The sequence below is a fragment of the Polaromonas sp. genome (assembly GCF_012927455.1).
In the GTDB taxonomy this organism is placed as follows: Bacteria; Pseudomonadota; Gammaproteobacteria; order Burkholderiales; family Burkholderiaceae_C; genus Polaromonas.
Genome location: NZ_JABBPE010000016.1, coordinates 603064 through 623488, shown reverse-complemented (window position 1 = coordinate 623488; position 20425 = coordinate 603064). Strand labels below are relative to the sequence as shown.

The following is a 20425-nucleotide window of genomic DNA, read 5'->3' as shown; positions in this document are numbered from 1 at the left end:
CTTCGTAGGCTTTGTTGTGAAAACTGAAGCGCTGCGCTTTGTCGATGTAGGCGATCAGCGCCGGGACCGTGTCGGTGATCTGGCGCAACTGCGTTTCGCTGGCGCGCAGCGCTTCGGTGACGCGCTTGGTTTCTGTGATGTCATGAAACGTGGCCGTGAACAGACGCTGGCCCGCCACCTGCACGTCACCATACGAGACATTGACTAAAAATTCGCTGCCGTCCCTGCGTCTGCCAAGCACTTCCCGGCCAGCGCGCCTGAAGGCTTCGGGCCGTGCTCGCAGCGCCGCCGTGAACTCCTTGTACTCGCGGCGCAGGCGTTGCGGTATCAGCTCCGAGATGTCACGGCCTTTAAGATCGCTTTTTTCATAGCCCAGAAGCTCCAGCGCCGCGCCGTTGGCGTCCAGAATGATGTCATCCATGCTGGTCGTGATAACGCCTTCGGCCATGCCCTCGGTAATGCTACGGCTCATGACTTCGCTGTCGCGCAACTGCGCCTCGACCCGCTTGCGCCCGGCCTCGTGCCGCCGCACCACATAAAACGCCCAGGCCAGCATGGCCAGAAACAGCAGTCCATTGAGCATGATGATTCGCTGGGCCCACTCTGCACGGTACAGGCCCGCCGTATGCGTTCTATCCAGCGTTATGGTTTCGCGCTGGCGCGCCGCGCCCAGCAGGTCATCGGTACGCTGCCTGAGTTGCCGGCTAAAGTCGCTGGTGAGAATGGCGACCGCGCCTGGCAGGCCGGCACTTTGCCGGGCCGCGAGCAACTGCGTCACCAGTGTCCAACGCCTTGCGATCAAATCGTCCAGCGCCGGCTGCTCGGTCAGTGCGCCCGCGCTGCGCATCCGGGCTATCGCATCGTCCATGGCAGCGCGTGTCTGCCCGATCTTCTGCAGGTCTCCTGCATCGCCACTCAGAAGGTATTGCCGCAGCGCCGCTTCGGCCGTCTTGATGCCCGAGGTCGTGCGCTCCAGCAGGACCAGCCGGTCCTCGATCTGGTCCTCGGACACTGTGGCCTCGATCAGTTGGCTAACCGTGACATACGAAGCGACACCCGCGCTCGCCATCAGGATCACGCCCAGACCGAGGCCGGATACCAGCTTGATTTTGACCAGAAAGGCGTGAGGGGACATGGGACTCTCGGTTGGAGGATCGAAAAGGGCGAGGTGTGCTGCGAAAAACTCAGTTCGCGTCGGGAAGGCTGCGCTGCAGCGCCTCGACCGCCTGGGTCAGCGCGGCCAGCGACTCGGGGCTCAAGGCGTGTGCGCTGCCCCGCAGCGGATCGGCTGTGAGTTCCAGCAGCCGGGCGGCATCGCCCATGGCGGCACAGCCGAAAGTTGCACCCGAACCCGCCAGGCCGTGGGCACAGCGCTCCAGGCCGTCCAGCGCCTGTTCCGGCGCTTCGCCGCTCAGCAGCTGGCGCCAGTGCGAATCGATCTGCAGCCAGCGCGCCGGCAGTGACGCGCGGTAGTCAACGCGCTGCTGCTCTAGAAATGCCAGAAAAGCCGGATCGGTGATGCTCATGCCGCCAGCCCTGCCGTGGCGGGCTTCAAAGCTAGCGAGGCGGCAAGGCCGCGCATGCGCTGGAGGAGGGATGGCTCGCCAAGCGCGCCGGAAAGCGGGGCGGGCGAATTGCACTGTGTAACACAGGTAACGGGATCAAGCATCCCGCATCTTAAAGCGCGTGCTCATTGCTCGGCCCAAGATCTGCGCGAAACTTGCGGAGGTGTTGTATGCGCGCCGATGCGGCTTCAGCCGCGTGCGCGCTGGTAGAGGCCCTGAACCTTGGGAACGTTGGCCTGCAGCTGCTGAATGCGCGCCGGACCGGAGGGGTGGGTCGACAAAAAGCTCGGGCCACCCGCGCCGCCGCCGGCCTGGGCCATTTTTTCCCAGAGGCTGACGGCGGCTTGCGGGTTGTAGCCGCCGCGCGCCGCCAGTTCCAGCCCGACCAGATCGGCGTCGGTTTCGTCTTCACGGCTGAAACGCAGCGTGAGCAATTGCGTGCCGATACCGGCCGCCACATCGCCAAGCTGCCCCAAACCAAACAATTGCGCGCCCAGCGACAGGATGGCCCCGGTGCCCTGGCTTTTGGCGATGCGCGCGCGCGCATGCTCGCGCAGCGCATGCGCCATTTCGTGGCCCATGATCATGGCGGTTTCGTCGTCGCTGAGCTTGAGCTGCTCCAGAATGCCGGTGTAAAAGGCGATCTTGCCGCCCGGCATGCAAAACGCGTTGATCTGCTTGCTGCTTACCAGATTGACTTCCCATTGCCATTGTTTGGCTCGCTCGTTCCATTGCGTGGTTTGCGGCACCAGGCGCGCGGCAATGCTGCGCAGCCGCTGCAATTGCGGGCTGCCGGGGGGCGCCAGCACGCCCTTGGAACGGGCCTCGGCCAGCAGCTGGGAATATTCCTGGGTGGCCGCGCCTTCCAGCTCGTCAGCCGGCACCAGGCTGCGCAGCGACGAGGGACCGCCAACGTTGACCTGAGCCCGCACAGGCATGACGACGCCGGTCGCCGCCACGCCGGCAGCGGCCAGCAAAAAGGCGCGGCGGCCGGGCCAGGCGGCGTGTTTGGCATCGCATAAAAAGCACATGGGTCAATAATAGTCAGAAATCAAAATGCCCATGTCAGACAAAACCCCCACCGCTGCGCTCCTCGCCAGTACTGCCCACCCTGCCAGCCTGCCGAACGAGCCCGCCGCCGCAGCCGCCGCCAATAGCGTGACCGATCAGCCGAAAAAAATCCCCTGGCGCGATGTCTGGCGCGTCTACACCGAGGCCGCCACGCTGCGCATGCTGCTGCTGGGGTTTTCAGCCGGCTTGCCACTACTGCTGGTGTTTGGCACGCTGAGCTTCTGGCTGCGTGAGGCCGGCATTGACCGCACCACCATTGGCTACCTGAGCTGGGTCGGTCTGGCCTATGGCTTCAAATGGGTCTGGGCGCCGCTGGTAGACCGCATGCCGATTCCGCTGCTGACGCGGCTGCTGGGGCGCCGCCGCAGCTGGCTGCTGCTGTCGCAAGCGGTGATCATGGCGGCGCTGATCGGCATGGCGCTGACCGACCCCCGGCTGGCCCTGCTGCCGGTGGTGTGGTGCGCGCTGGCCGTGGCCTTCGGCTCAGCCACGCAAGACATTGCGCTGGACGCCTACCGCATCGAATCGGCCGACGTACCGCGCCAGGCCGCGCTGGCGGCGGCTTACCAGACCGGTTACCGCATGGCCATGATCTGGGCTGGCGCCGGCGCGCTGTGGATTGCTGCGCGCGCCGAGGTGGCGGTCACGGGCGCAGTAGCCGGGGCCGTCAGCTATCAGCATGGCGCCTGGCAAACCGCCTATCTGGCCATGGCGGCGTCGATGCTGCTGGGCGTGGTGACCGTGTTGTGTTCACCTGAACCGCCGGCGCGCGCGCTGAGTCCGGCGCGCAATGTCGCCGAGTGGCTGCAAAGCGCGCTGGTCGAGCCCTTCGCCGATTTTTTGCGGCGCTACGGCAAGCAGGCCGCGCTGATCCTGGCGCTGATCGCCATCTACCGCATCAGCGATGTCGTCATGGGCATCATGGCCAATCCGTTTTACGTCGACATGGGCTACACCAAGGACGAGGTGGCGGCCGTCACCAAAATCTACGGCGTCATCATGACGTTGGTCGGCGCCTTTCTGGGCGGCGCGCTGGCGATGCGCTTTGGCGTGATGCGGGTGCTGATGCTAGGCGCCGTGCTGAGCGCGGCCAGCAATCTGATGTTTGCCTGGCTGGGCTCGCGCGGGCACGACGTCAACGCGCTGATTTTTGTGATTTCGGCCGACAACCTGTCCAGCGGCATTGCCTCGGCCGCCTTCATCGCCTACCTGTCCAGCCTGACCAACGTCAACTATTCGGCCACCCAGTACGCGCTGTTCAGCTCCATGATGCTGCTGTTGCCGAAGTTTTTGGCGGGTTATTCGGGCAAGTATGTGGACGCCTTTGGGTACAGTCACTTCTTCACGGCGACCGCTTTGCTGGGGGTTCCGGTGCTGCTTCTGGTGTGGTTGGCTTCTAGATCAAAATCAGCTGTAACCCAATAGATACGGGCGCAAGCAGCTATTATTTTGATAGCATACAACAAACCTGTTAAAGCCGATGGCGCTGCGGTTTACCTAACTTTACGGTGGCTTGTTGCAGTATTGTTGCACTGGGCGCACGATCATTAGCCTAATGGCCTGCCGCAAGGCAGCACCCTGCACCCAGGACCTAGGACCTCCCCATGACACAACAGCTTTTGATGATTGAAGACGACACCCGCCTGGCCACCATGGTGGGTGAATACCTGAGCCAGTCGGGTTACGCTTTCAGCCATGCCGCCGATGGCGCCAGCGGGCTGGCCGCACTGGAGGCCAACCCGCCCGACCTGGTCATTCTGGACCTGATGCTGCCCGACATGGATGGGCTGGAAGTGTGCCGCCGCATCAAAGGCCAGGGCGGTGCGACGGCGCGCACTGCCGTGCTGATGCTGACCGCAAAGGGCGACCCGATGGACCGCATCGTCGGCCTGGAAATTGGCGCCGACGACTACTTACCCAAACCCTTCGAGCCGCGCGAACTGCTGGCGCGCATACGCGCCGTGTTGCGCCGCGGCGCTGAAGCTGCGGGCAGCGGCGGCGCGGCGGGCGGCCACAAGGTGATGCGCTTCGGCTCGCTCGAAATCGACCGCGATGCGCGCACCGTCTCGGTCGCCGGCGCGCTGTGCGAGCTGACCTCCTACCAGTTCGACCTGCTGGTGGCGCTGGCCGAACGCGCCGGCCGCGTGCTCAGCCGCGACCAGATCATGGAAGCGGTGCGCGGCCGCGAACTGGAAGCCTTTGACCGCTCTATCGACGTGCACATGGGCCGCATCCGCAGCGCCATCGAGCTCGACGCGAAGGACCCGAAACGCATTCTCACGGTGCGCGGTGTTGGCTATGTGTTTGCCAAGCAGCAGGATTGAAGTTTTCGATGTGGACGCGTTTTACTTCGCATTTGTACGTGCGCATCTGGCTGGCCGTGGTGGCCACCGTGGTGGTGCTGACCTTTCTGGTGGGCGCCGCCTGGCGCCTCAATGCCGATCCGCCGCAGTTGCCGATACGCGAGGTGCTGGTGCACAACGCCGCAGGAGAAGTCATAGGCAGGGCGCAAACCCGGCCGGACCGCAAGTTTGGCGAAGACCTGGAATTTGCCATCGTCACCAAAGACGGCCAGACCCTGAACCTGCTGCTGCCGCGGCCCAAACGCCCGCCCGGCAACCCCTGGATGCGGTCGCCTTTTGGCTTCGGTTTTGGCTGGATGCTGGTGCTGGTCGGACTTGCCGTGGCCCTTGGCGCTTACCCCGTCATGCGGCGCCTGACGCTGCGGCTCGAAGCGCTGCAGCGCGGCGTCGAGCGCTGGGGTGCCGGTGACCTGTCGGCGCGCATGAATGTCGAAGGCAGTGACGAAGTGGCTTTCCTGGCCGGGCGCTTCAACCATGCGGCCGAACGCATCGAAACGCTGATGGAGTCGCACAAATCGCTGCTCGCCAATGCCTCGCACGAGTTGCGCTCGCCCTTGGCGCGCATCCGCATGGGGCTCGAACTGATGAGCCCCGGCAGCGCCTCACCGCAACGCCTGGAGATTTCGCGCAGCATCACCGAGCTCGACCAGTTGATCGACGAGATCTTGCTGGCCAGCCGGCTCGACACTCGGCAAGCGGACGCCGAGCCTTTTGAAACGCTGGACCTGACCGGTCTGGCCGCCGAAGAATGTTCGCGCGTCAATGCCGAACTGAAGGCCGAACTACAGCCGGCGCCGGGCGCGCAAAAGGGCATCAAGGGCCTGGCCAGCACCGAGCACAGCCTGACGGTGCAGGGATCGGCACGCCTGCTGCGGCGCCTGATTCGCAACCTGCTGGAAAACGCCAGACGCTACAGCAGCGGCGACATCAGCCTCGAACTTGCGCAAACCCGGGTGGGCGGCCAGCCGCTGGCCGTGATCAAGGTAAACGACCGTGGCCCGGGCGTGCCGGCGGCCCAGCGTGAGCGCATTTTTGAACCTTTTTACCGCCTGCCGGGCGCCAGTGAACGCGAAGGCGGCGTCGGCCTGGGGCTGGCGCTGGTCAAATCCATCAGCCTGCGCCACGGCGGCAGCGTGCGCTGCGAAGCGCGCAGCGGCGGCGGCGCCTCGTTTGTCGTCGAATTGCCGATGGCCGAACCCAAACCCTGAGCAACCTCAAGCAGCCCTGCAATCTCTGCAAAAAATCCGGTTTTATCCTCTATTTGCAGGATGGTCAGAAGCGCCGCCTTGATCCATAGTTGCTTCTGTTGCTGTCACAACCATGAAGAGGGAGAGGGCTCAAGGAGGCGGGGAAAACCAAACGAGCAGCTGCGCGCCAGCAAAAACTTTTAATAGGCCACCACAAGGTGGTCTTTTTTTTGCAGATTCGTGCCATCCTCGCCGAATATATGGGTTCAGCGGACACACCGAGTCATCAAAGACGTGGCCCTGCGCCCAGTTGGAACAATCAAGTAGTCGTCCGGGTCAAGACCCACTCACGGCTGCGCTTTCAGAAAATTGGCAATCTCGCCAAAGAACTCGAAGCGCGGCTTTTCAAACAGCACGAAATGCGTAGCGTTCTTGATGACGACCTGCTTCTTGACGAGCGCATTGGTCAGGTCGCGCATCAGTCCTTCGCGGTCTTCAGGAAACGACCAGGTATCGAATTCACCGGCAATCACCAGCGTCGGTACATAAATCGATGAGGCGTTCCACAGGCCCCGGCCGGTGGCCTGCATGAAGGAGTCTTCCAGCACGCCGTTGGGCGCACGCAGGCTGGGTGGGCTGCGCGTCTCGCTGGTCGGGTCGGTCTTGAGCGCTTCCAGCGCGAAGGCGTCACGCACGCCTTCTTCGCGATAGGAATTTTTGTCGGCAACCGGAATTTCGCCGTCCCAGCGCGCGTCGTTGCCGGCCTTGGAGCCCAGGCGGTAGGCGCCCAGGGCGTAGTTGAATTCGTTGGGTTTTCGCTTGTTCTGGGAATTCGAGCCGGCGCCAAGGTTGGTGTGTTGCGCAAACGAATAGGCCGGTGCATACATCACCAGCTTGTGCACCTTTTCACTGTTGAGCGAGCTGTAATAACCAGCCGTCATGGCGCCCCAGGACCAGCCGATCAGCGTGACCTTGTTGACCTTGTGTTTTTGCCGGATGTGCTCAATTACGGCGCCGAGGTCGCGAATGGCCAGATAAGAGCGCGTGACCGGCCGGTTGTTGGCGGCCGGTTCGTCCATGGCTTTCTCGCGGCTCGAAAAGCCGTAGTTGCGCTTGTCGAACATATAGACCACGTAGCCCTTGTCGACCATCCAGTCGGCCCATGAGTAGTCCTTGTAAGGCAGATCAAAGTCGGGGGTCGAGGAAAAGGTCGCGCCATGCACGAACAGCACGATGTTGTCGTCGGTAAAGCGGCTTTGCCCTTCTGCCATTTTGCTGCGCACGAACAGTTTGATGCCGGGGTCAAACGCGTCAATCATGACGTCCTGCTTGACGGTTTTGGCCTGCGCCAACGATGCAAACAGCATGAGAAAAATAAATAGCCACCGCAATTGCATGACAGTCTCCTAAGTTTTTTTTTGATGGGCGATGCGCAAACCGTTCAAGGTTTGCGGTCGCGGATTTTCAGTTTACTGTTTTCAGCCTAAACGCACCAGCCCCGAAGGCAGAATTGGCCTCTAGGCCAGGTTCTGCGGGCACCAACAGCTACGCTATTTATAGCAAATCCAAAACCCGATCAGCCCCGATGTCGTTCAGGCAACGCGTATGGCCAAGCGGGCATTCGCGCGCGAAGCAAGGCGCGCAGTCCAGCGGCGGCTGGTAGTCCGGCTCGTTTTTCAGCCAGAGCACCGTTGCCTGCGCGTTCAGCGGCGGCGTGTGCAAGGGACTGGACGAACCAAAAATCGCCACCTGCCGAACGCCGAAGGCGGCCGCCACATGCATCAGGCCGGAGTCATTGCTGACGCTGCTTTGGCTGGCGGCGATCAGGCTCAGCGCCTGCACCAGCGAGGTGCTGCCGGCCAGGTTCAGGCATTGGCCCGGTCGTGCCGCATTGACAGGCGCCACGATTTCCTCGCACAAGGCGGCTTCCTTGGCCGAGCCAAGCAGCAGCACCGGCAGCGTCAGGCTGGCCGCCAATTCCGCGAACTGCCGCGCCGGCCAGCGCTTGGCCGGGCCATATTCGGCGCCTGGGGCAAACACCACGTAGCCGCCGCGCTGCAGGCCCAGCTCGCGCAGGGTCTGCTCAACGACGGCGTCGTCCATGCGCAGCTGCGGCCGGTCGTTTTCCAGATCGGCTTCACCGCTGAGGGCTGAATAAAACGCCACCATGGGCGGCTTGTTTTTGGGGTTTTTCAGCCTGTGCGTGAGCAGCCCGACGCGCGCCTCGCCAAGGTAGCCGATGCGCCTGGGAATGCTTGCCAGAAACGGCAGCAGCGCGCTTTTCAGCGAGTTCGGGCAGACGTAGGCGGTGTCAAACCGGCCTTCGATGCGTTTGGCAAGCGCGCGCCGCGCCTTGAACTGCAGGCCGCCATGGGCAAACGGAAACTCGATGACCTCGGCCACCTGCGGTATGGCGCGGTACACCGGCGCCACCCAGGGCAGAGCGCCGACCGTCAGACGCTCGCCGCGCGCCTGCAGGCGGCGCAGCAACGGCTCGGTCATCACCGCGTCGCCTATCCATTGGGGGGCGATGATCAGCGATTCATTCAAGCGCTATCGTTGCGGGCGTGACCCGCAATCCATGGCTGCAGCGCCGGCAGGGATGCCGGACCCGGCCCAGCATGCCAGGGCAGGGGCGCGCCGTCAGTGATGCGCACCGGCGTGCTCGCCCTCTTTCAGCTGGTAAACCGTTCCGCAATAAGGGCACTTGGCATGGCCAGTACGCGCTACATCCAGGTAGACCTTGGGGTGGCTGTTCCACAGCTTCATGTCGGCCTTGGGGCTGGGGCAGTAGACGCCGCCTTGGGAATTGAGGTCAGCCGCCAGCAGTTCCACATTAAATGATTTGGTCATGGGTTTTGTTTAAACCTTGGTCAGCCAGGATTCGTATTTGGGATTGCGGCCGTTGACGATGTCAAAAAACGCCGCCTGGATTTTCTCAGTGATGGGGCCGCGCGAGCCGCTGCCGATTTCAATGCGGTCAAGCTCGCGGATCGGCGTGACTTCGGCCGCCGTGCCGGAGAAAAAGGCTTCGTCGGCGATGTAGATTTCATCGCGCGTGATGGGTTTTTCTTTCAGTTCCAGACCCAGATCCTGGCAAATGGCGAAGATCGTGTTGCGTGTGATGCCGTTGAGCGCGCCGGCGCTGGAGTCGGGCGTGTAGACCACACCCTTGCGCACGATGAACAGGTTTTCGCCCGCGCCTTCCGAGGCAAAGCCTTGCGGGTCAAGCAGCAGCGCCTCGTCGTATCCGTCGTCGGTGGCTTCCATGTTGGCCAGAATCGAATTGGTGTAGTTGCTGACCGCCTTGGCGTGGATCATGGTGATGTTGACGTGGTGCCGCGTGAAGCTGCTGGTCTTGACGCGAATGCCGCGCTTCATACCCTCGTCACCCAGATACGCGCCCCAGGTCCAGGCGGCCACCATCAGATGAATTTTGTTGCCCTTCGGACTGACGCCAAGTTTTTCCGATCCGATCCAGGTCAGCGGGCGAATGTAGCCCGACTCGAGCTTGTTTTCGCGCACCACGGCGCACTGCGCGTCCATCACTTGCCTAGCGCTGAACGGAATCTTCATGCGCAGGATCTTGGCGCTGTTGAACAGCCGTTCGGTGTGCTCTTCCAGGCGGAAGATGGCGGTGCCGGCAGCCGTCTTGTAGGCGCGCACGCCTTCAAACGCGCCGCAACCGTAATGCAAGGTGTGGCTCAGCACATGGATTTTGGCGTCGCGCCACTCAACCATCTGGCCGTCCATCCAGATTTTGCCGTCGCGGTCGTCCAAGGGGGAAGCTACTGGGGACATGGTGCTGATCCTGAGGTGAATGAAATGAAGCTTTCCATTTTAAGCGCCGGCGCCCTGCATCTTGTCCTTGCCCCCGGCAGAGGGGCGCAGGCCGCCTCAGACCGTCTCTGGCCTGAACAGCTCGTGGTGCGCCAGCTTGCCGCCGACAAAGGTGCAGCTGACCTGCGAGAGCGTGCCGTCGGTCCAGCGAAACACCTCGGGCTGCGCGTCTTTTTCGCCCTGTAGAGCGCCCAGGCTTTTGGTCATGGCCACCACATGCATCAGCGTCATGCCGGGCTTGAGTTTGGCGTTGAGCATGACGGCGCTGTCGACGTAGCCGATGGGCCGTTTGGTGGCGCGCTTCAACACCTGCATCATGCGGCTGAAATGCAGCAGCAGCCACATCACCAGCCCGGTAGCGGCGGCGGCCACGCCGGCCCAGCCGTAAAAGCGATAGGCCAGCACCACGACGGCCACGCCAACGATGGGAACAATGATTTTCTGGAAGTTCATGGCGCTATTTTCGCAGCCGCGGCGCGGCGCCGGTGCTGTGGGGAGTGCGTAGCGCGTTAAACCGCTCTTTTGGCCGAATTTTCTAGCAATTTAGGCCTCTGGCCTATACAGGTCGTGCGCAAGTAGCTATTATTTTGATAGCAAAGACATTACACCATGCGCTGCGCAAAGCCGCCGGCCAGCGCATGGGCCCAGTCCGGGCGTCGGTGCGCGGCCGCCACGCGTGCCTGCGCCAGATGGTCGTAGGGCACGGCGCGCAGATCAACCTGCCAGCCTTGAACAGTTTTTTCCAGCAAGGCATAGCGCGCGTGCGGCGCGCCGTTTTCAATGACGTGCGGGTGCGGGTGCTCGTCGGCATAGGCCGGCAGGCCGACGCTGCCGGGGTTGACGATCAGCACGGCGCCGCACTGCAACAGGCGCGGTACATGCGAGTGACCGCACAGCATCACGGGATGCGTGGCGCTGCCCAGTCGCTCGGCTACTTCCTCTAGCGTGGCAGCACGCACGCCGGGGCCTTGGCCCTGCGCGAAGCCGGGCACAACGGTTTCCAGCCAGTACTGCAGGTCGCTGCCCGGCGTGCCGTGGCACAGACGCACGTCGCTGTTGAGCGCTATGGCGACAGGCAAGGCCTGCAGCCATGTCGCGTGGGCGGGCGACATTTCGCTGGCGGCGTAACCGTCGGCAGTGGCTGCATCGACAGGCCCGGCCGAGGCCAGCACATCCAGCAGCTGGCGTTCGTGGTTGCCGCGAATCGTTGCAAAGCCCTGCGCCATCAGCAAATCCGCCGTCTCGGCCGGTTGCAGCGGGCCACTTAGGATGTCGCCGAGGTTTACCGTCTGGTCCACGCCCTGGCGCGCAATATCGGCCAGCACCGCCTGCAGTGCCAGCAAGTTGCCGTGGATGTCGGAAATGACCGCGAGTTTCATATAAATTCAGGCCTTTCAGCACTGCCGCCGAACAGCAGCGCGCAATAAACGCTATGATTTTTGTAGCAGATGTATGCCGCCGGAGATGGCTAACTTTTACTTCAATTTGGCCAAATACTCCACCTGCAGCAGGCCTTTGAAGTGGGCATCGCAGGTGACGAATTCTGCACTTTCACTGAGGGCTGTGGCGTAAATCAGCGCATCCAGAGCGTGAAGTTGATGCGTCAAACTGAGTTCGGCCCCATACAGCGCTAATGACTCATCAGGTGCGACCACCTTGGCACAAAGCAACACCACCATGACTTGATCGGCGGCATCGGGCGCCAAGGTTCGCGCAAGCCATTTGCGCAACTCATAAATCACCAGGTGGATACCAGCAGGTTTTGCGGAACGGCAAGTAGCGGCTGGTGGGCACGACCTGTGGGCGTATCTGCCAGCGCTTCTACCCAGATGCAGGTATCGACCAGCTTCATGCGCCGGACTTCAATCGCGCTTTAACAAATTTTTTATTTAGCGCGCTTTTTTATGCGTCGGCGAGCACGGGAAGTCTATCTTTAAGCCGGGTACTGCGGTCGCGGTAGTTGTCGGTGTCGGTGTCGGCACCTTTGGCAATACCGAACAGATCTTCAATATTGGGTACAGGAACCAGCTTCCACGTCGAACCCGTACGCAAAAAGGCAATACGCTGCCCGGGCTTGAGATGCAGGGCTTCGCGCACGTCTTTTAGGGATCGAGATTTGGTAGTTACTGGACAAGGTGGCATCTGACATTCTTACCTCCTTTGACCGATAGCCCTTTTGCAAGACTAAGCCCCGGTGCCATCAACTTAAACCCCGCACCACCTCCAGCGCCTGCTCAATGCGTTCAACCGCGTGAATGGTCAGCCCCTCAAAAGCTTTGTCGTTCTTTTTGGGTGCGTTGGCTTTCGGTACCACCGCCACGCTAAAGCCCAGCTTGGCGGCTTCTTTCAAACGTTCTTGCCCGCGCGGCGCAGGCCGCACTTCGCCCGCCAAACCTACCTCGCCAAAGGCGATGAAGCCTTTGGGCAAGGGCTTGCCGCGCAGGCTTGAAGTGATCGCCAACATCACCGCCAGGTCAGCCGCTGGCTCACTGATACGCACGCCGCCGACAGCATTAACAAACACGTCCTGGTCCATGCAGGCGACGCCGGCGTGGCGGTGCAGCACGGCCAGCAGCATGGCGAGGCGGTCTTTGTCCAGTCCGACTGACAGGCGCCGCGGACTCGGCCCGCCGCTGTCGACCAGCGCCTGGATTTCTACCAGCAGGGGGCGCGTGCCTTCTAGCGTGACCATGACGCAGCTGCCGGGCACCGGCTCGCTGTGCTGGCTCAAAAACATCGCGCTTGGGTTGCTCACGCCCTTCAGGCCTTTTTCGGTCATGGCGAACACGCCAATCTCATTGACCGCGCCAAAGCGGTTCTTGATGGCGCGCACCAGCCGGAAACTCGAATGCGTGTCGCCTTCAAAATACAGCACGGTATCGACCATGTGCTCGAGCACGCGCGGCCCGGCCAGCGCGCCGTCCTTGGTGACGTGGCCGACCAGCACGATGCACACTCCGCTGGACTTGGCCGCCCGCGTCAGGTGCGCGGCGCATTCCCGCACCTGGGACACGGAGCCCGGCGCCGAGGTGAGCTGGTCCGAATACACGGTCTGGATCGAGTCGATCACGGCAACTGCCGGCTGGCTCGCGTCGAGCGTGGCGAGGATTTTGTCGAGCTGGATTTCGGCCATCACCTTGACCTGCGAGCCATCGAGCCCGAGCCGACGCGCCCGCAGCGCTACTTGCGCGCCGCTTTCCTCGCCGGTGACATACAGCGTGTTGAGACCGGCGCGCTGCAGCGAGTCCAGCGCCTGCAGCAGCAGCGTCGATTTGCCGATACCCGGGTCGCCGCCTATCAGCACCACGCCGCCCTCGACAATGCCGCCGCCCAGCACCCGGTCCAGCTCCTCGTGGCCGGTCGGCGTGCGCGTCATGTCGCTGGCGTCAATGTCAGCCAGCGCAGTCACTTCGGACGCCCTGGCAAGCGACTGGAACTGCGTGCTGTAGCGGTTCTTGCCGGGGGCGGCCTCTGCCACCGACTCGATTAGCGTGTTCCAGGCCTCGCAGTGCGGGCATTTGCCCAGCCACTTGGGGCTGGTGCCGCCGCATTCGGTGCAGGTGTAAATCGTTTTTTCTTTGGCCATGCAGCTAGTGTATTGAGCGCGCGTCCTCGCTGGTCAGCCCGCTTTCAAGCCCGTGCGCTCGCGGCGTCAAAAACCAGATCGTTCAGCTTGCTGATGCAGCTCGAATTTTGAGAGCCCTTAAAGTCGTCAACAGGGCTCTGGCATCCATGCGCTTTTGCGGTTGAATTCCAAAAACTTCCGGATTTTCTAGTCGTATACCGCCAGGATTTTTTTCCTGGAAAAGCGATGCGCCCAATAAGTGTGCACCCGGTAAGGCACAGCGTCAGCCAGGCGACTCCTTCTGCAAAGGCGGCCAGTACGTCGCTCAGATAATGAACGCCAAGGTAAACACGGGTCAGGGCAACCAGCGCCACCATCATGATGGCGACAAGAACGGTCGTCACACGCCAGCGCCAAGTGGGGTTTTTGGCAATCACCATCGCCGCCATAACGCCATAAAACAAGGTAGCTCCGGCCACATGGCCGCTGGGGAAGCTGTAGGTTGTCAGCATCAGCAACGGATCATCAAAGCTCGGACGGGCCCGGTGAAATGCGTACTTCATGACAACGTTCAGCAGCATTCCGGAAGGCACTGTCAAGCCGACGCAAAGCAGCCAATACCAGTTTCGCTTCCAGGCCAGATACGCCGCTATCAATACAACCGCCAGCATGACCGCAACGGGGCCGTGAATGTGCGTCACGACCCGCATCACCTGGGTCATCAGCGCAGTAGAGTGCGTGTGGAACCATTGCGCCGCCCGCAGGTCGATGACGGTAAGCGGGTCGCCACTCACCACGTTTTCTGCAATCCCGCCGAACAGCCAGCTCGCGCCTATCAAAACTATCGCCCCTGCCGTCAGCTGCAAGCCTAAATAGCTTCTAGGTGAGAACCGGTCCTGGACAAAGGAAATTTGTGGCGCGAAGCGGTGGCGTAAAGCGCTGATGCCCGGGCGCTGAAGAAAGCGAATCCAGGCTTGCCGGATGGTGTCTTCGTGTCCGGTAGCCCAACGCCACAACCACACCAGCAATAGCGCGAAGACCAAAAGGCCCCCGAATATGGCGCTTGCCCGCCCTATCCATCGCTCTGCCGTTTGCCAGCTTGCGCCTAAAAAATAGCCCAATAACGCTACGGCAGCCGCCCAAAGCACCGCGCCGAGAATGTTGTAAGGCAGGAATGCCCGGTAGGGCATTCGCGAAGAGCCGGCAAGAAAGGGCACCAGGGCTCGGGCAAAGCCGACGAACCGGCCGAGGAAGACTGCCTTGCTGCCGTGCCGTACAAAAAACTGATCCGCGCTGTGCACGCGCGCCTCATTCAACCCAAAGCGACTGCCATATTGCATCAATGCAGGGCGCCCCATCTGGCGCCCCATTTCATAGCCGATGCTGTCCCCGATGGCCGCCCCAACTGCAACGGTAATGATGAGCAAATCAAGATCAAGAGAACCCTGCGCGGCCAGGAAACCCGCCACCAGCACCAGGCTCTCGCCAGGAATGACCAGTCCTAAAAATGCGGCTGATTCCAGTAGAGCGCCAAGGAAGATGATGAGGTAACCCCATTGCCCGAGTCGTTCGATCAGATTGATTAGATATTGCAACATCTGCTGTCCAACCCTATTTTTTGTACTGGGTCCCGGTCAACATGGTTTAGCGGCGAATCCATCCGTGCGAAATCGGTTGTGCCAGGACAAGCCTGTAAATATGCGCCATCTGCCAAGTGATGGCGTTGCCTGCCCTGGCCCAAATCGGCTGCATTCCGACCCAAACAAGGCAAACCACGGCTACCGCGCCCGCCATATCCAGGGGGAAGTGCACGCCAAGGAAAACGCGGGCCCACGCCACGGCCGCACCCGCCGCGAGAACGCTCCAGCCGATCAATGAACGCACGGAACTGAAGACCAGCGTCAGCCCTATGGCAGAGAAAACGGTGGCGTGATCGCTAGGAAAGGAAGGGTCAGGAAGGTGTGCGATGAACGAATGACCCAATCCCACCATGAACGGCCGCGGATGGGGCCATAGCAAAATAATGATTTGATTCATGCCCAATGCAACCAGTGCCACCAGGCAAGCCTTGAGTGCCAAATTTCGTTGCATCTCTTTTCCCCAACACCACATTCCAATCAAAACCAACGCAATCAGATAGATCAAGTAATCCGCCAGAAAGGTCGCCGCGCCAATCTTCCACTGGGGCGTGTTCAGGTCGGCATTAATGCGCAGGAAAATGGCTGCGTTGAGTGCTTCGAAAGTGTTCATCTGGGTTTTGTTGGTTTTACCGTTACAAATCTAACTGCGGGAAGGTAGAAATGATCCGCTGTCTTTTGTCCCCGTCCGGCGCCACGGCACCTGGAATAAGGATTTTCGCTGGGCAGTTTACGCGGGCCAGGTCGATGCCAGGAAGGTAATAAACACGCACAAACCTGTCAGACTTAAAAGCAATACCGCGCCTGCCGCACAATCTTTGGCAACTTCAATCGCAGGATGCCGTTCTGGATGAAGGTGATCCAGGGCGTGCTCTAACGCTGTGTTGAACAACTCCGCTGCCAATACAAGACCGCAGTTCATCAACAACAATGCCCACCACACCATTTCAGGTCGACGCCATAAAAGGATTAATAGGACCCCCAGTGCAATAACAGCCTGCTGACGAAAGCTTGCTTCACCGCGCCATGCGGAACATATGCCCTGGATGGCGAAACCGGCACGTCTGTGAAAAGATTGATTTTTCATGGGTTTCCTCAATGTCGGACATGAACGGCAGCTTGATGCGTGCTGCGCCTCCTTCGGCCCTTTTTTCCGCTTTGTCAGGCCAGGACTCGAACCATGCACCAGTAAACATTTAAAGCCACTCATGACTTCAGCTTTTATCTTTTACACCATCCTGTTCTTTGCTTTGATCGCCTTCCCGGCAGGGTTAATTCTTGTCACTCTGCTTTTTTTCGAGCACGAACGCCTGCTATGGAAACGCGTGACCCCGTTAATCGGGCCAATGGGCCGGATGCTTGCGCAAAACGCCTTGGTGGTGGCCATGGAATCGCGCTTCCCGCGCGCAGCAGGATTTTTGATTCACCGTCTTCATCCGCGCGATCCCTGGGGCCTGCCGGCAACACTCGCTGCTCTCGTCATGTTCGCAGGGCTGTGGTTGTTCCTGGGCGTGCTGCAGGACATCGCGGCAAAAGATCCACTGGCGATACTGGACCTCAGGCTTCACAACGCGGTTCCGCTGTTTCGCACTGCAGCAATGACGCGGATCATGCTGACGATCACGGAGCTCGGTGGTACCGCAGTTGTATCGCTTCTGTGCTTGGGCAGCGCACTTGTCGCGCTAGCCCAAGGGCGCAGGCGGCTCGCAGCCACGTTTGTGCTTGCCCTTGTCGGCACAGCGCTCATCTCGATAAGTTTTAAGACGTTGATCGGCAATGCGCGGCCGATTGATGCGCTCGTCAGCATGCATGACGCGAGCTTTCCATCAGGACATATGCTGGCAGGAACGGTCGTGTACGGATTGCTCGCCGCGTTGCTGCTGGGCAGCAAGGCCGGGCGTGGAGTGCGCGCGATCGGCGTCACGCTGCTGCTGCTTGTCATTGTTGGCATTGGCCTGTCGCGTCTGTATCTCGGCGTGCACTGGCCTTCCGACCTGTTGGGCAGTCTTGCGCTGGCGCTTATTTTGCTGGCGGCGCTGTTTTTTTTCCTCCACTACATTCCGCCGATTCGGTGGATTGACACGTTCAAGCTGCCGATCAGCCCTGGTGTCGCGCAGATTGCCGGCATCGGTGCGCTGGTGATGTCATTGGGCGCGACCGTTGTGTTTTCCAGTCAAGCGAAAATCCTTACGATCGAGCCGCCTTTGGCTCATCCTTCTCTCGATATTACACAGTTGCGGATCGCACTGCCCCCAGACCTGGCACGCTGGTCAGAGGACTTGATCGGCGGGCGGATGGAACCCATTTCACTGGTCTTTGTCGGTTCTGAAGACGATATCCTGCGCGCCTTTACCCGTGCGGGATGGTCACTGGCCGATGCGCCAACCCCCATACGGGTGCTCAGGGAAGGGATTGCTGCCATGCGCAACCTTCCCGATCCGACAGGTCCGGCAACGCCCGCTTTTTTTATGGACCGGCCGCAAAGCTTCACGTTTGAGAAACCAGACACAGGCTTGCCAAGCATCCGGCGACGCCATCACACGCGTCTGTGGCAAACGCCGCATTGCCTCGTGCCCGACTGTCGCGGTGTATGGGTTGCCACAGCAAGTTTTGATGTTGGCATTGAACTCTCGCAGCGTCTTTATCTCCCGACCCACCGAATCGCCCCTGACCTTGACAGTGAACGAACGCTTATTGCCACAGAACTTGCAAGGGTTGGTGCAAAGCGCGAGGGCAGCGTGACAGTGCTGCCACCGCTGCACGGGACCAACGCTGCGGGAGACCCGTTTTGGACTGACGGCCAGGCGGTGATTCTTGTGATGCCCTGATGCTGATCGCATTCTTCGCTTCCAGCCAGCCAGATTTACTGAAATTATGCTATTTAATTGATAGCATGTTGCGTCGGTATTTATTGGACTACAGACTTTTTTTAATTTTTTGACTGGGAGAAGCGCACCATAAAAGTTTGCATTTACGCCATGAACGGCGTGCCGTGGTGGTTTGTGCATGGCTTTGGCGGCGCGCTGGCCGGCACGCGCCTGCGCTCGGTCGACCCGGACGGCGCGCTGGCCATCCCGGCGCCGCACCTCATCGACTGCGTGGGGCATGCCAGCTGTTCGGTGGACGAACCCGGGCTGGTGCGGCACCACTTTGGCAACAACATCATTCTGGGTGAACCTTCAGGCGAGACAGGCGCGCGACTGCGGCAACTGGCTGCGCTGTGTGAGAAAGCCGGCTTCGAAGCACCGCCGCTGGCCACGTTTGATAAAAAAATGGACGTGCGGCGCAGATACGCCTGGCCAGCCTGTCTTGACTAATAAATAAGGCTTTATCCTGATAAATACCGGCGTCAAAAGCTATGAAATTAATAGCAAATAGGTTTTTCAAGACACGAAGAAACTAGTCACCCTTAAAGCGCACAGGTTCGGTCGCACCGCCCTTCTTGCGTACCACCACGGTACCAGCCAGCTTGTCGTGCCAGCCTTGCTTGCGCGGGTCAAAGGCGACCCAGAGCAGGCCCAGGCAGAAGGGTATCGCCGACACGAAATAGCCCAGATAGCGGCCCAGCAACTGTCCGGTGCTGGGCTTGTCACCGGTCCTGGCATCGACGATGCGGGCCGATATGGCCATTTTTCCGGGGGTCGCTTGCCGCGTCACCCAGAACAGCAACACCACGATGGCTGGCAGCACCCAGGACAGCAGAAAGTCCAGCGGGCCGCGGACAAACGTTGCGGTGTTCCAGTAGGCTTGCCCGTAAAGGGCGGTCAGCAGCGGATAGACGAAGACGCCGAGCAGCAGCGTGTCGATCAGCGAGGCCCAGACGCGTACCCAGAAACCGGCATATTCCAGATCGGATGACTCCATGGCGGGCATTTCCTATTTTTTTAAGCCAGGACAAACGGCACGCGCGCTGCAACCGCGCACATCAATTCATAACCTACGGTGCCGGCGGCCTGCGCCACTTCATCGATGGACAACACGGCGCCCGTTGTTGACTGGCCCCACAGCGTTACCTCGCTGCCCATCCCGGCCTGCGGCAGCGCGCTCAGATCGACCGTGATCATGTCCATGCTGACGCGGCCCACCATGCGGCTGCGCACGCCACCCACCAGCACCGGCGTGCCAGTGCTGCAGTGGCGCGGGTAGCCGTCGGCATAACCGCAGGCAACCACGCCGATGCGCAGCGGCGCTTCGGCGACAAAGCTGGAGCCGTAGCCCACGCTGTCGCCGGCCCGTAGCTGCTGCAAGCCGATGATGCGGGAAGACAGCGTCATGGTCGGCTGCAAGCCCCAGTGTGCGACGTTGTGCTCGGGGAAGTCGGGGGCGCTGCCGTACAGCACGATGCCGGGCCGCACCCAGTCGGAGCGCCCGTCCAGCACGGCGCCGTGGCGCAACGTGGCGGCGCTGTTGCTGAGCGTGCGCTCACCCGGCAAATCGTGCGTCACCGACTCAAAGGCCTGCAGCTGCGCTTCAATGCCGCGCGGACCGTCGGCATCGCTGAAATGCGTCATCAGCGAGATCTGGTCCACCTGCGGCAGCGCGTTCAGGCGCGTCCAGGCGGCGCGAAAGCGTTCGGGCGTGAAGCCCAGGCGGTTCATGCCCGAGTTCATTTTGAGGAAGACGTGGTGCGGCAACTGGGTCTTGTGGGCGGCCAGCCTGTCGATCTGCTCGTTGCAGTGAATGGCGTGCCACAGGCCCAGGCGCGAACACAGCTCGAGGTCGCGCGCCTCAAAGCAGCCTTCGAGCAGCAGGATCGGGCCGCGCCAGTCGAGCGCGCGCAGGCGTTGCGCTTCGGCCAGATCGAGCAGGGCAAAGCCGTCGGCGCTGCGCAGCGCGTCAAAAACGCGTTCAATGCCGTGACCGTAGGCATTGGCCTTGACGACGGCCCAGACGCGGGCGTCGGGTGCGGCGACGCGCACGCGCGCCAGGTTGTGGCTCAGCGCGGCGCTGTGGATGGTTGCTAGGATGGGACGGGGCATGCTGACATGTTAAACGTCACGAGCCCGTGCTTAACCCAGCGTGACATTGTTCACGCTGCGTGGCACAAAGCGACGGCCCGCGTGCAAGAGCCGGGCCGCAAGGCGCGAATACCCCTAGCCTCTTTGAGATTTTGAAAGAGGCCCCCATGCTATAAACGACAATCGACTGGATATATTCACCCTTATCCTGGCGCATCAGATCGACTGATGCATGTTCT

General features: G+C 61.2%; 22 protein-coding genes. 5 read left to right on the top strand and 17 right to left on the bottom strand.

The genetic code is table 11. The annotated features are described in order from the left end of the window. The 3 genes from HHJ18_RS17925 to HHJ18_RS17915 all read right to left on the bottom strand — a co-directional run. Positions 1-1135 (bottom strand): PAS domain S-box protein (locus tag HHJ18_RS17925; RefSeq protein WP_296917339.1); only part of this gene is annotated, 1135 nt, incomplete at its 3' end. A 49-nt stretch (positions 1136-1184) separates the two neighbouring features. Next, entirely contained in the window at positions 1185-1526 is a 342-nt protein-coding gene (locus tag HHJ18_RS17920) for an Hpt domain-containing protein (protein ID WP_296917338.1), read from the bottom strand. Between the two features lie 227 nt (positions 1527-1753). Continuing rightward, positions 1754-2596, bottom strand: a complete 843-nt coding sequence (locus tag HHJ18_RS17915) for a M48 family metallopeptidase (protein WP_296917337.1) — start codon at positions 2594-2596, stop codon at positions 1754-1756. 25 nt (positions 2597-2621) lie between these two features. On the opposite strand from HHJ18_RS17915, the gene HHJ18_RS17910 reads away from it, so the two are divergent. The 3 genes from HHJ18_RS17910 to HHJ18_RS17900 all read left to right on the top strand — a co-directional run bounded on the left by HHJ18_RS17910 (position 2622) and on the right by HHJ18_RS17900 (position 6207). Then, complete coding sequence (locus HHJ18_RS17910; protein WP_296917336.1) at positions 2622-4061, top strand: AmpG family muropeptide MFS transporter; 1440 nt, start codon at positions 2622-2624, stop codon at positions 4059-4061. Positions 4062-4240: 179 nt separating this feature from the next. Continuing rightward, positions 4241-4960: a response regulator transcription factor gene (locus HHJ18_RS17905; RefSeq protein ID WP_296917335.1), complete on the top strand. Its 720-nt coding sequence runs from the start codon at positions 4241-4243 to the stop codon at positions 4958-4960. Between the two features lie 8 nt (positions 4961-4968). Continuing rightward, positions 4969-6207, top strand: coding sequence for an ATP-binding protein (locus HHJ18_RS17900; RefSeq protein WP_296917334.1), 1239 nt, complete (start codon positions 4969-4971; stop codon positions 6205-6207). A gap of 326 nt (positions 6208-6533) precedes the next feature. Here the strand turns inward: HHJ18_RS17900 and HHJ18_RS17895 are convergent, their stop codons facing one another. From HHJ18_RS17895 to HHJ18_RS17840, 12 genes are all read right to left on the bottom strand, one after another. Then, positions 6534-7583, bottom strand: coding sequence for an alpha/beta hydrolase (locus tag HHJ18_RS17895; RefSeq protein WP_296917332.1), 1050 nt, complete (start codon positions 7581-7583; stop codon positions 6534-6536). A 157-nt stretch (positions 7584-7740) separates the two neighbouring features. Beyond that, a complete protein-coding gene (waaF, locus tag HHJ18_RS17890) occupies positions 7741-8736 on the bottom strand; it encodes a lipopolysaccharide heptosyltransferase II (RefSeq protein WP_296917330.1) in 996 nt (331 codons plus the stop codon). Positions 8737-8829: 93 nt separating this feature from the next. Continuing rightward, positions 8830-9039: a zinc-finger domain-containing protein gene (locus HHJ18_RS17885; RefSeq protein ID WP_296917328.1), complete on the bottom strand. Its 210-nt coding sequence runs from the start codon at positions 9037-9039 to the stop codon at positions 8830-8832. A 9-nt stretch (positions 9040-9048) separates the two neighbouring features. Next, entirely contained in the window at positions 9049-9987 is a 939-nt protein-coding gene (locus tag HHJ18_RS17880; protein ID WP_296917326.1) for a branched-chain amino acid transaminase, read from the bottom strand. Positions 9988-10083: 96 nt separating this feature from the next. After that, the gene (locus HHJ18_RS17875) at positions 10084-10479 is read right to left on the bottom strand and encodes a glycerate kinase (protein WP_296917323.1); all 396 of its coding nucleotides are present in this window, start codon (positions 10477-10479) and stop codon (positions 10084-10086) included. 149 nt (positions 10480-10628) lie between these two features. Then, positions 10629-11405: a metallophosphoesterase family protein gene (locus HHJ18_RS17870; protein ID WP_296917321.1), complete on the bottom strand. Its 777-nt coding sequence runs from the start codon at positions 11403-11405 to the stop codon at positions 10629-10631. A gap of 96 nt (positions 11406-11501) precedes the next feature. Further along, a complete protein-coding gene (locus HHJ18_RS17865) occupies positions 11502-11732 on the bottom strand; it encodes a PIN domain-containing protein (RefSeq protein ID WP_296917320.1) in 231 nt (76 codons plus the stop codon). A 196-nt stretch (positions 11733-11928) separates the two neighbouring features. Next, positions 11929-12123: an AbrB/MazE/SpoVT family DNA-binding domain-containing protein gene (locus HHJ18_RS17860; protein WP_296917318.1), complete on the bottom strand. Its 195-nt coding sequence runs from the start codon at positions 12121-12123 to the stop codon at positions 11929-11931. Between the two features lie 103 nt (positions 12124-12226). Continuing rightward, positions 12227-13612 (bottom strand): DNA repair protein RadA, encoded by a 1386-nt coding sequence (gene radA / locus HHJ18_RS17855; RefSeq protein WP_296917316.1) that lies wholly within the window; start codon positions 13610-13612, stop codon positions 12227-12229. Positions 13613-13656: 44 nt separating this feature from the next. Then, on the bottom strand, positions 13657-15189 hold the full coding sequence (locus HHJ18_RS17850) for a bifunctional DedA family/phosphatase PAP2 family protein (protein ID WP_296917314.1): 1533 nt from the start codon (positions 15187-15189) through the stop codon (positions 13657-13659). Between the two features lie 46 nt (positions 15190-15235). After that, the gene (locus HHJ18_RS17845; protein WP_296917312.1) at positions 15236-15841 is read right to left on the bottom strand and encodes a phosphatase PAP2 family protein; all 606 of its coding nucleotides are present in this window, start codon (positions 15839-15841) and stop codon (positions 15236-15238) included. Between the two features lie 117 nt (positions 15842-15958). After that, complete coding sequence (locus HHJ18_RS17840; RefSeq protein WP_296917311.1) at positions 15959-16315, bottom strand: diacylglycerol kinase; 357 nt, start codon at positions 16313-16315, stop codon at positions 15959-15961. A 121-nt stretch (positions 16316-16436) separates the two neighbouring features. Between HHJ18_RS17840 and HHJ18_RS17835 the strand changes: the two genes are divergently transcribed. Beyond that, complete coding sequence (locus tag HHJ18_RS17835; RefSeq protein ID WP_296917309.1) at positions 16437-18056, top strand: LssY C-terminal domain-containing protein; 1620 nt, start codon at positions 16437-16439, stop codon at positions 18054-18056. A gap of 150 nt (positions 18057-18206) precedes the next feature. After that, complete coding sequence (locus HHJ18_RS17830; RefSeq protein WP_366558856.1) at positions 18207-18545, top strand: hypothetical protein; 339 nt, start codon at positions 18207-18209, stop codon at positions 18543-18545. An 82-nt stretch (positions 18546-18627) separates the two neighbouring features. On the opposite strand, the gene HHJ18_RS17825 is transcribed toward HHJ18_RS17830, so the two are convergent. Both HHJ18_RS17825 and alr read right to left on the bottom strand, forming a co-directional pair. Then, positions 18628-19092 carry an RDD family protein gene (locus tag HHJ18_RS17825; RefSeq protein WP_296917307.1) on the bottom strand — a complete coding sequence of 155 codons (465 nt, stop codon included), beginning with the start codon at positions 19090-19092 and terminating at the stop codon, positions 18628-18630. A gap of 20 nt (positions 19093-19112) precedes the next feature. Next, positions 19113-20207, bottom strand: a complete 1095-nt coding sequence (gene alr, locus HHJ18_RS17820) for an alanine racemase (RefSeq protein WP_296917305.1) — start codon at positions 20205-20207, stop codon at positions 19113-19115. Positions 20208-20425 lie beyond the last annotated feature (218 nt).

What these genes read in the sequence shown, in the direction of transcription:
- HHJ18_RS17920 (WP_296917338.1), bottom strand. Translation starts at nt 1,526, where the DNA reads ATGAGCATCACCGATCCGGCTTTTCTGGCATTTCTAGAGCAGCAGCGC.
- HHJ18_RS17915 (WP_296917337.1), bottom strand. Translation starts at nt 2,596, where the DNA reads ATGTGCTTTTTATGCGATGCCAAACACGCCGCCTGGCCCGGCCGCCGC.
- HHJ18_RS17910 (WP_296917336.1), top strand. Translation starts at nt 2,622, where the DNA reads ATGCCCATGTCAGACAAAACCCCCACCGCTGCGCTCCTCGCCAGTACT.
- HHJ18_RS17905 (WP_296917335.1), top strand. Translation starts at nt 4,241, where the DNA reads ATGACACAACAGCTTTTGATGATTGAAGACGACACCCGCCTGGCCACC.
- HHJ18_RS17900 (WP_296917334.1), top strand. Translation starts at nt 4,969, where the DNA reads ATGTGGACGCGTTTTACTTCGCATTTGTACGTGCGCATCTGGCTGGCC.
- HHJ18_RS17895 (WP_296917332.1), bottom strand. Translation starts at nt 7,583, where the DNA reads ATGCAATTGCGGTGGCTATTTATTTTTCTCATGCTGTTTGCATCGTTG.
- HHJ18_RS17885 (WP_296917328.1), bottom strand. Translation starts at nt 9,039, where the DNA reads ATGACCAAATCATTTAATGTGGAACTGCTGGCGGCTGACCTCAATTCC.
- HHJ18_RS17880 (WP_296917326.1), bottom strand. Translation starts at nt 9,987, where the DNA reads ATGTCCCCAGTAGCTTCCCCCTTGGACGACCGCGACGGCAAAATCTGG.
- HHJ18_RS17875 (WP_296917323.1), bottom strand. Translation starts at nt 10,479, where the DNA reads ATGAACTTCCAGAAAATCATTGTTCCCATCGTTGGCGTGGCCGTCGTG.
- HHJ18_RS17870 (WP_296917321.1), bottom strand. Translation starts at nt 11,405, where the DNA reads ATGAAACTCGCGGTCATTTCCGACATCCACGGCAACTTGCTGGCACTG.
- radA (WP_296917316.1), bottom strand. Translation starts at nt 13,612, where the DNA reads ATGGCCAAAGAAAAAACGATTTACACCTGCACCGAATGCGGCGGCACC.
- HHJ18_RS17850 (WP_296917314.1), bottom strand. Translation starts at nt 15,189, where the DNA reads ATGTTGCAATATCTAATCAATCTGATCGAACGACTCGGGCAATGGGGT.
- HHJ18_RS17845 (WP_296917312.1), bottom strand. Translation starts at nt 15,841, where the DNA reads ATGAACACTTTCGAAGCACTCAACGCAGCCATTTTCCTGCGCATTAAT.
- HHJ18_RS17840 (WP_296917311.1), bottom strand. Translation starts at nt 16,315, where the DNA reads ATGAAAAATCAATCTTTTCACAGACGTGCCGGTTTCGCCATCCAGGGC.
- HHJ18_RS17835 (WP_296917309.1), top strand. Translation starts at nt 16,437, where the DNA reads ATGACTTCAGCTTTTATCTTTTACACCATCCTGTTCTTTGCTTTGATC.
- HHJ18_RS17830 (WP_366558856.1), top strand. Translation starts at nt 18,207, where the DNA reads ATGAACGGCGTGCCGTGGTGGTTTGTGCATGGCTTTGGCGGCGCGCTG.
- HHJ18_RS17825 (WP_296917307.1), bottom strand. Translation starts at nt 19,092, where the DNA reads ATGGAGTCATCCGATCTGGAATATGCCGGTTTCTGGGTACGCGTCTGG.
- alr (WP_296917305.1), bottom strand. Translation starts at nt 20,207, where the DNA reads ATGCCCCGTCCCATCCTAGCAACCATCCACAGCGCCGCGCTGAGCCAC.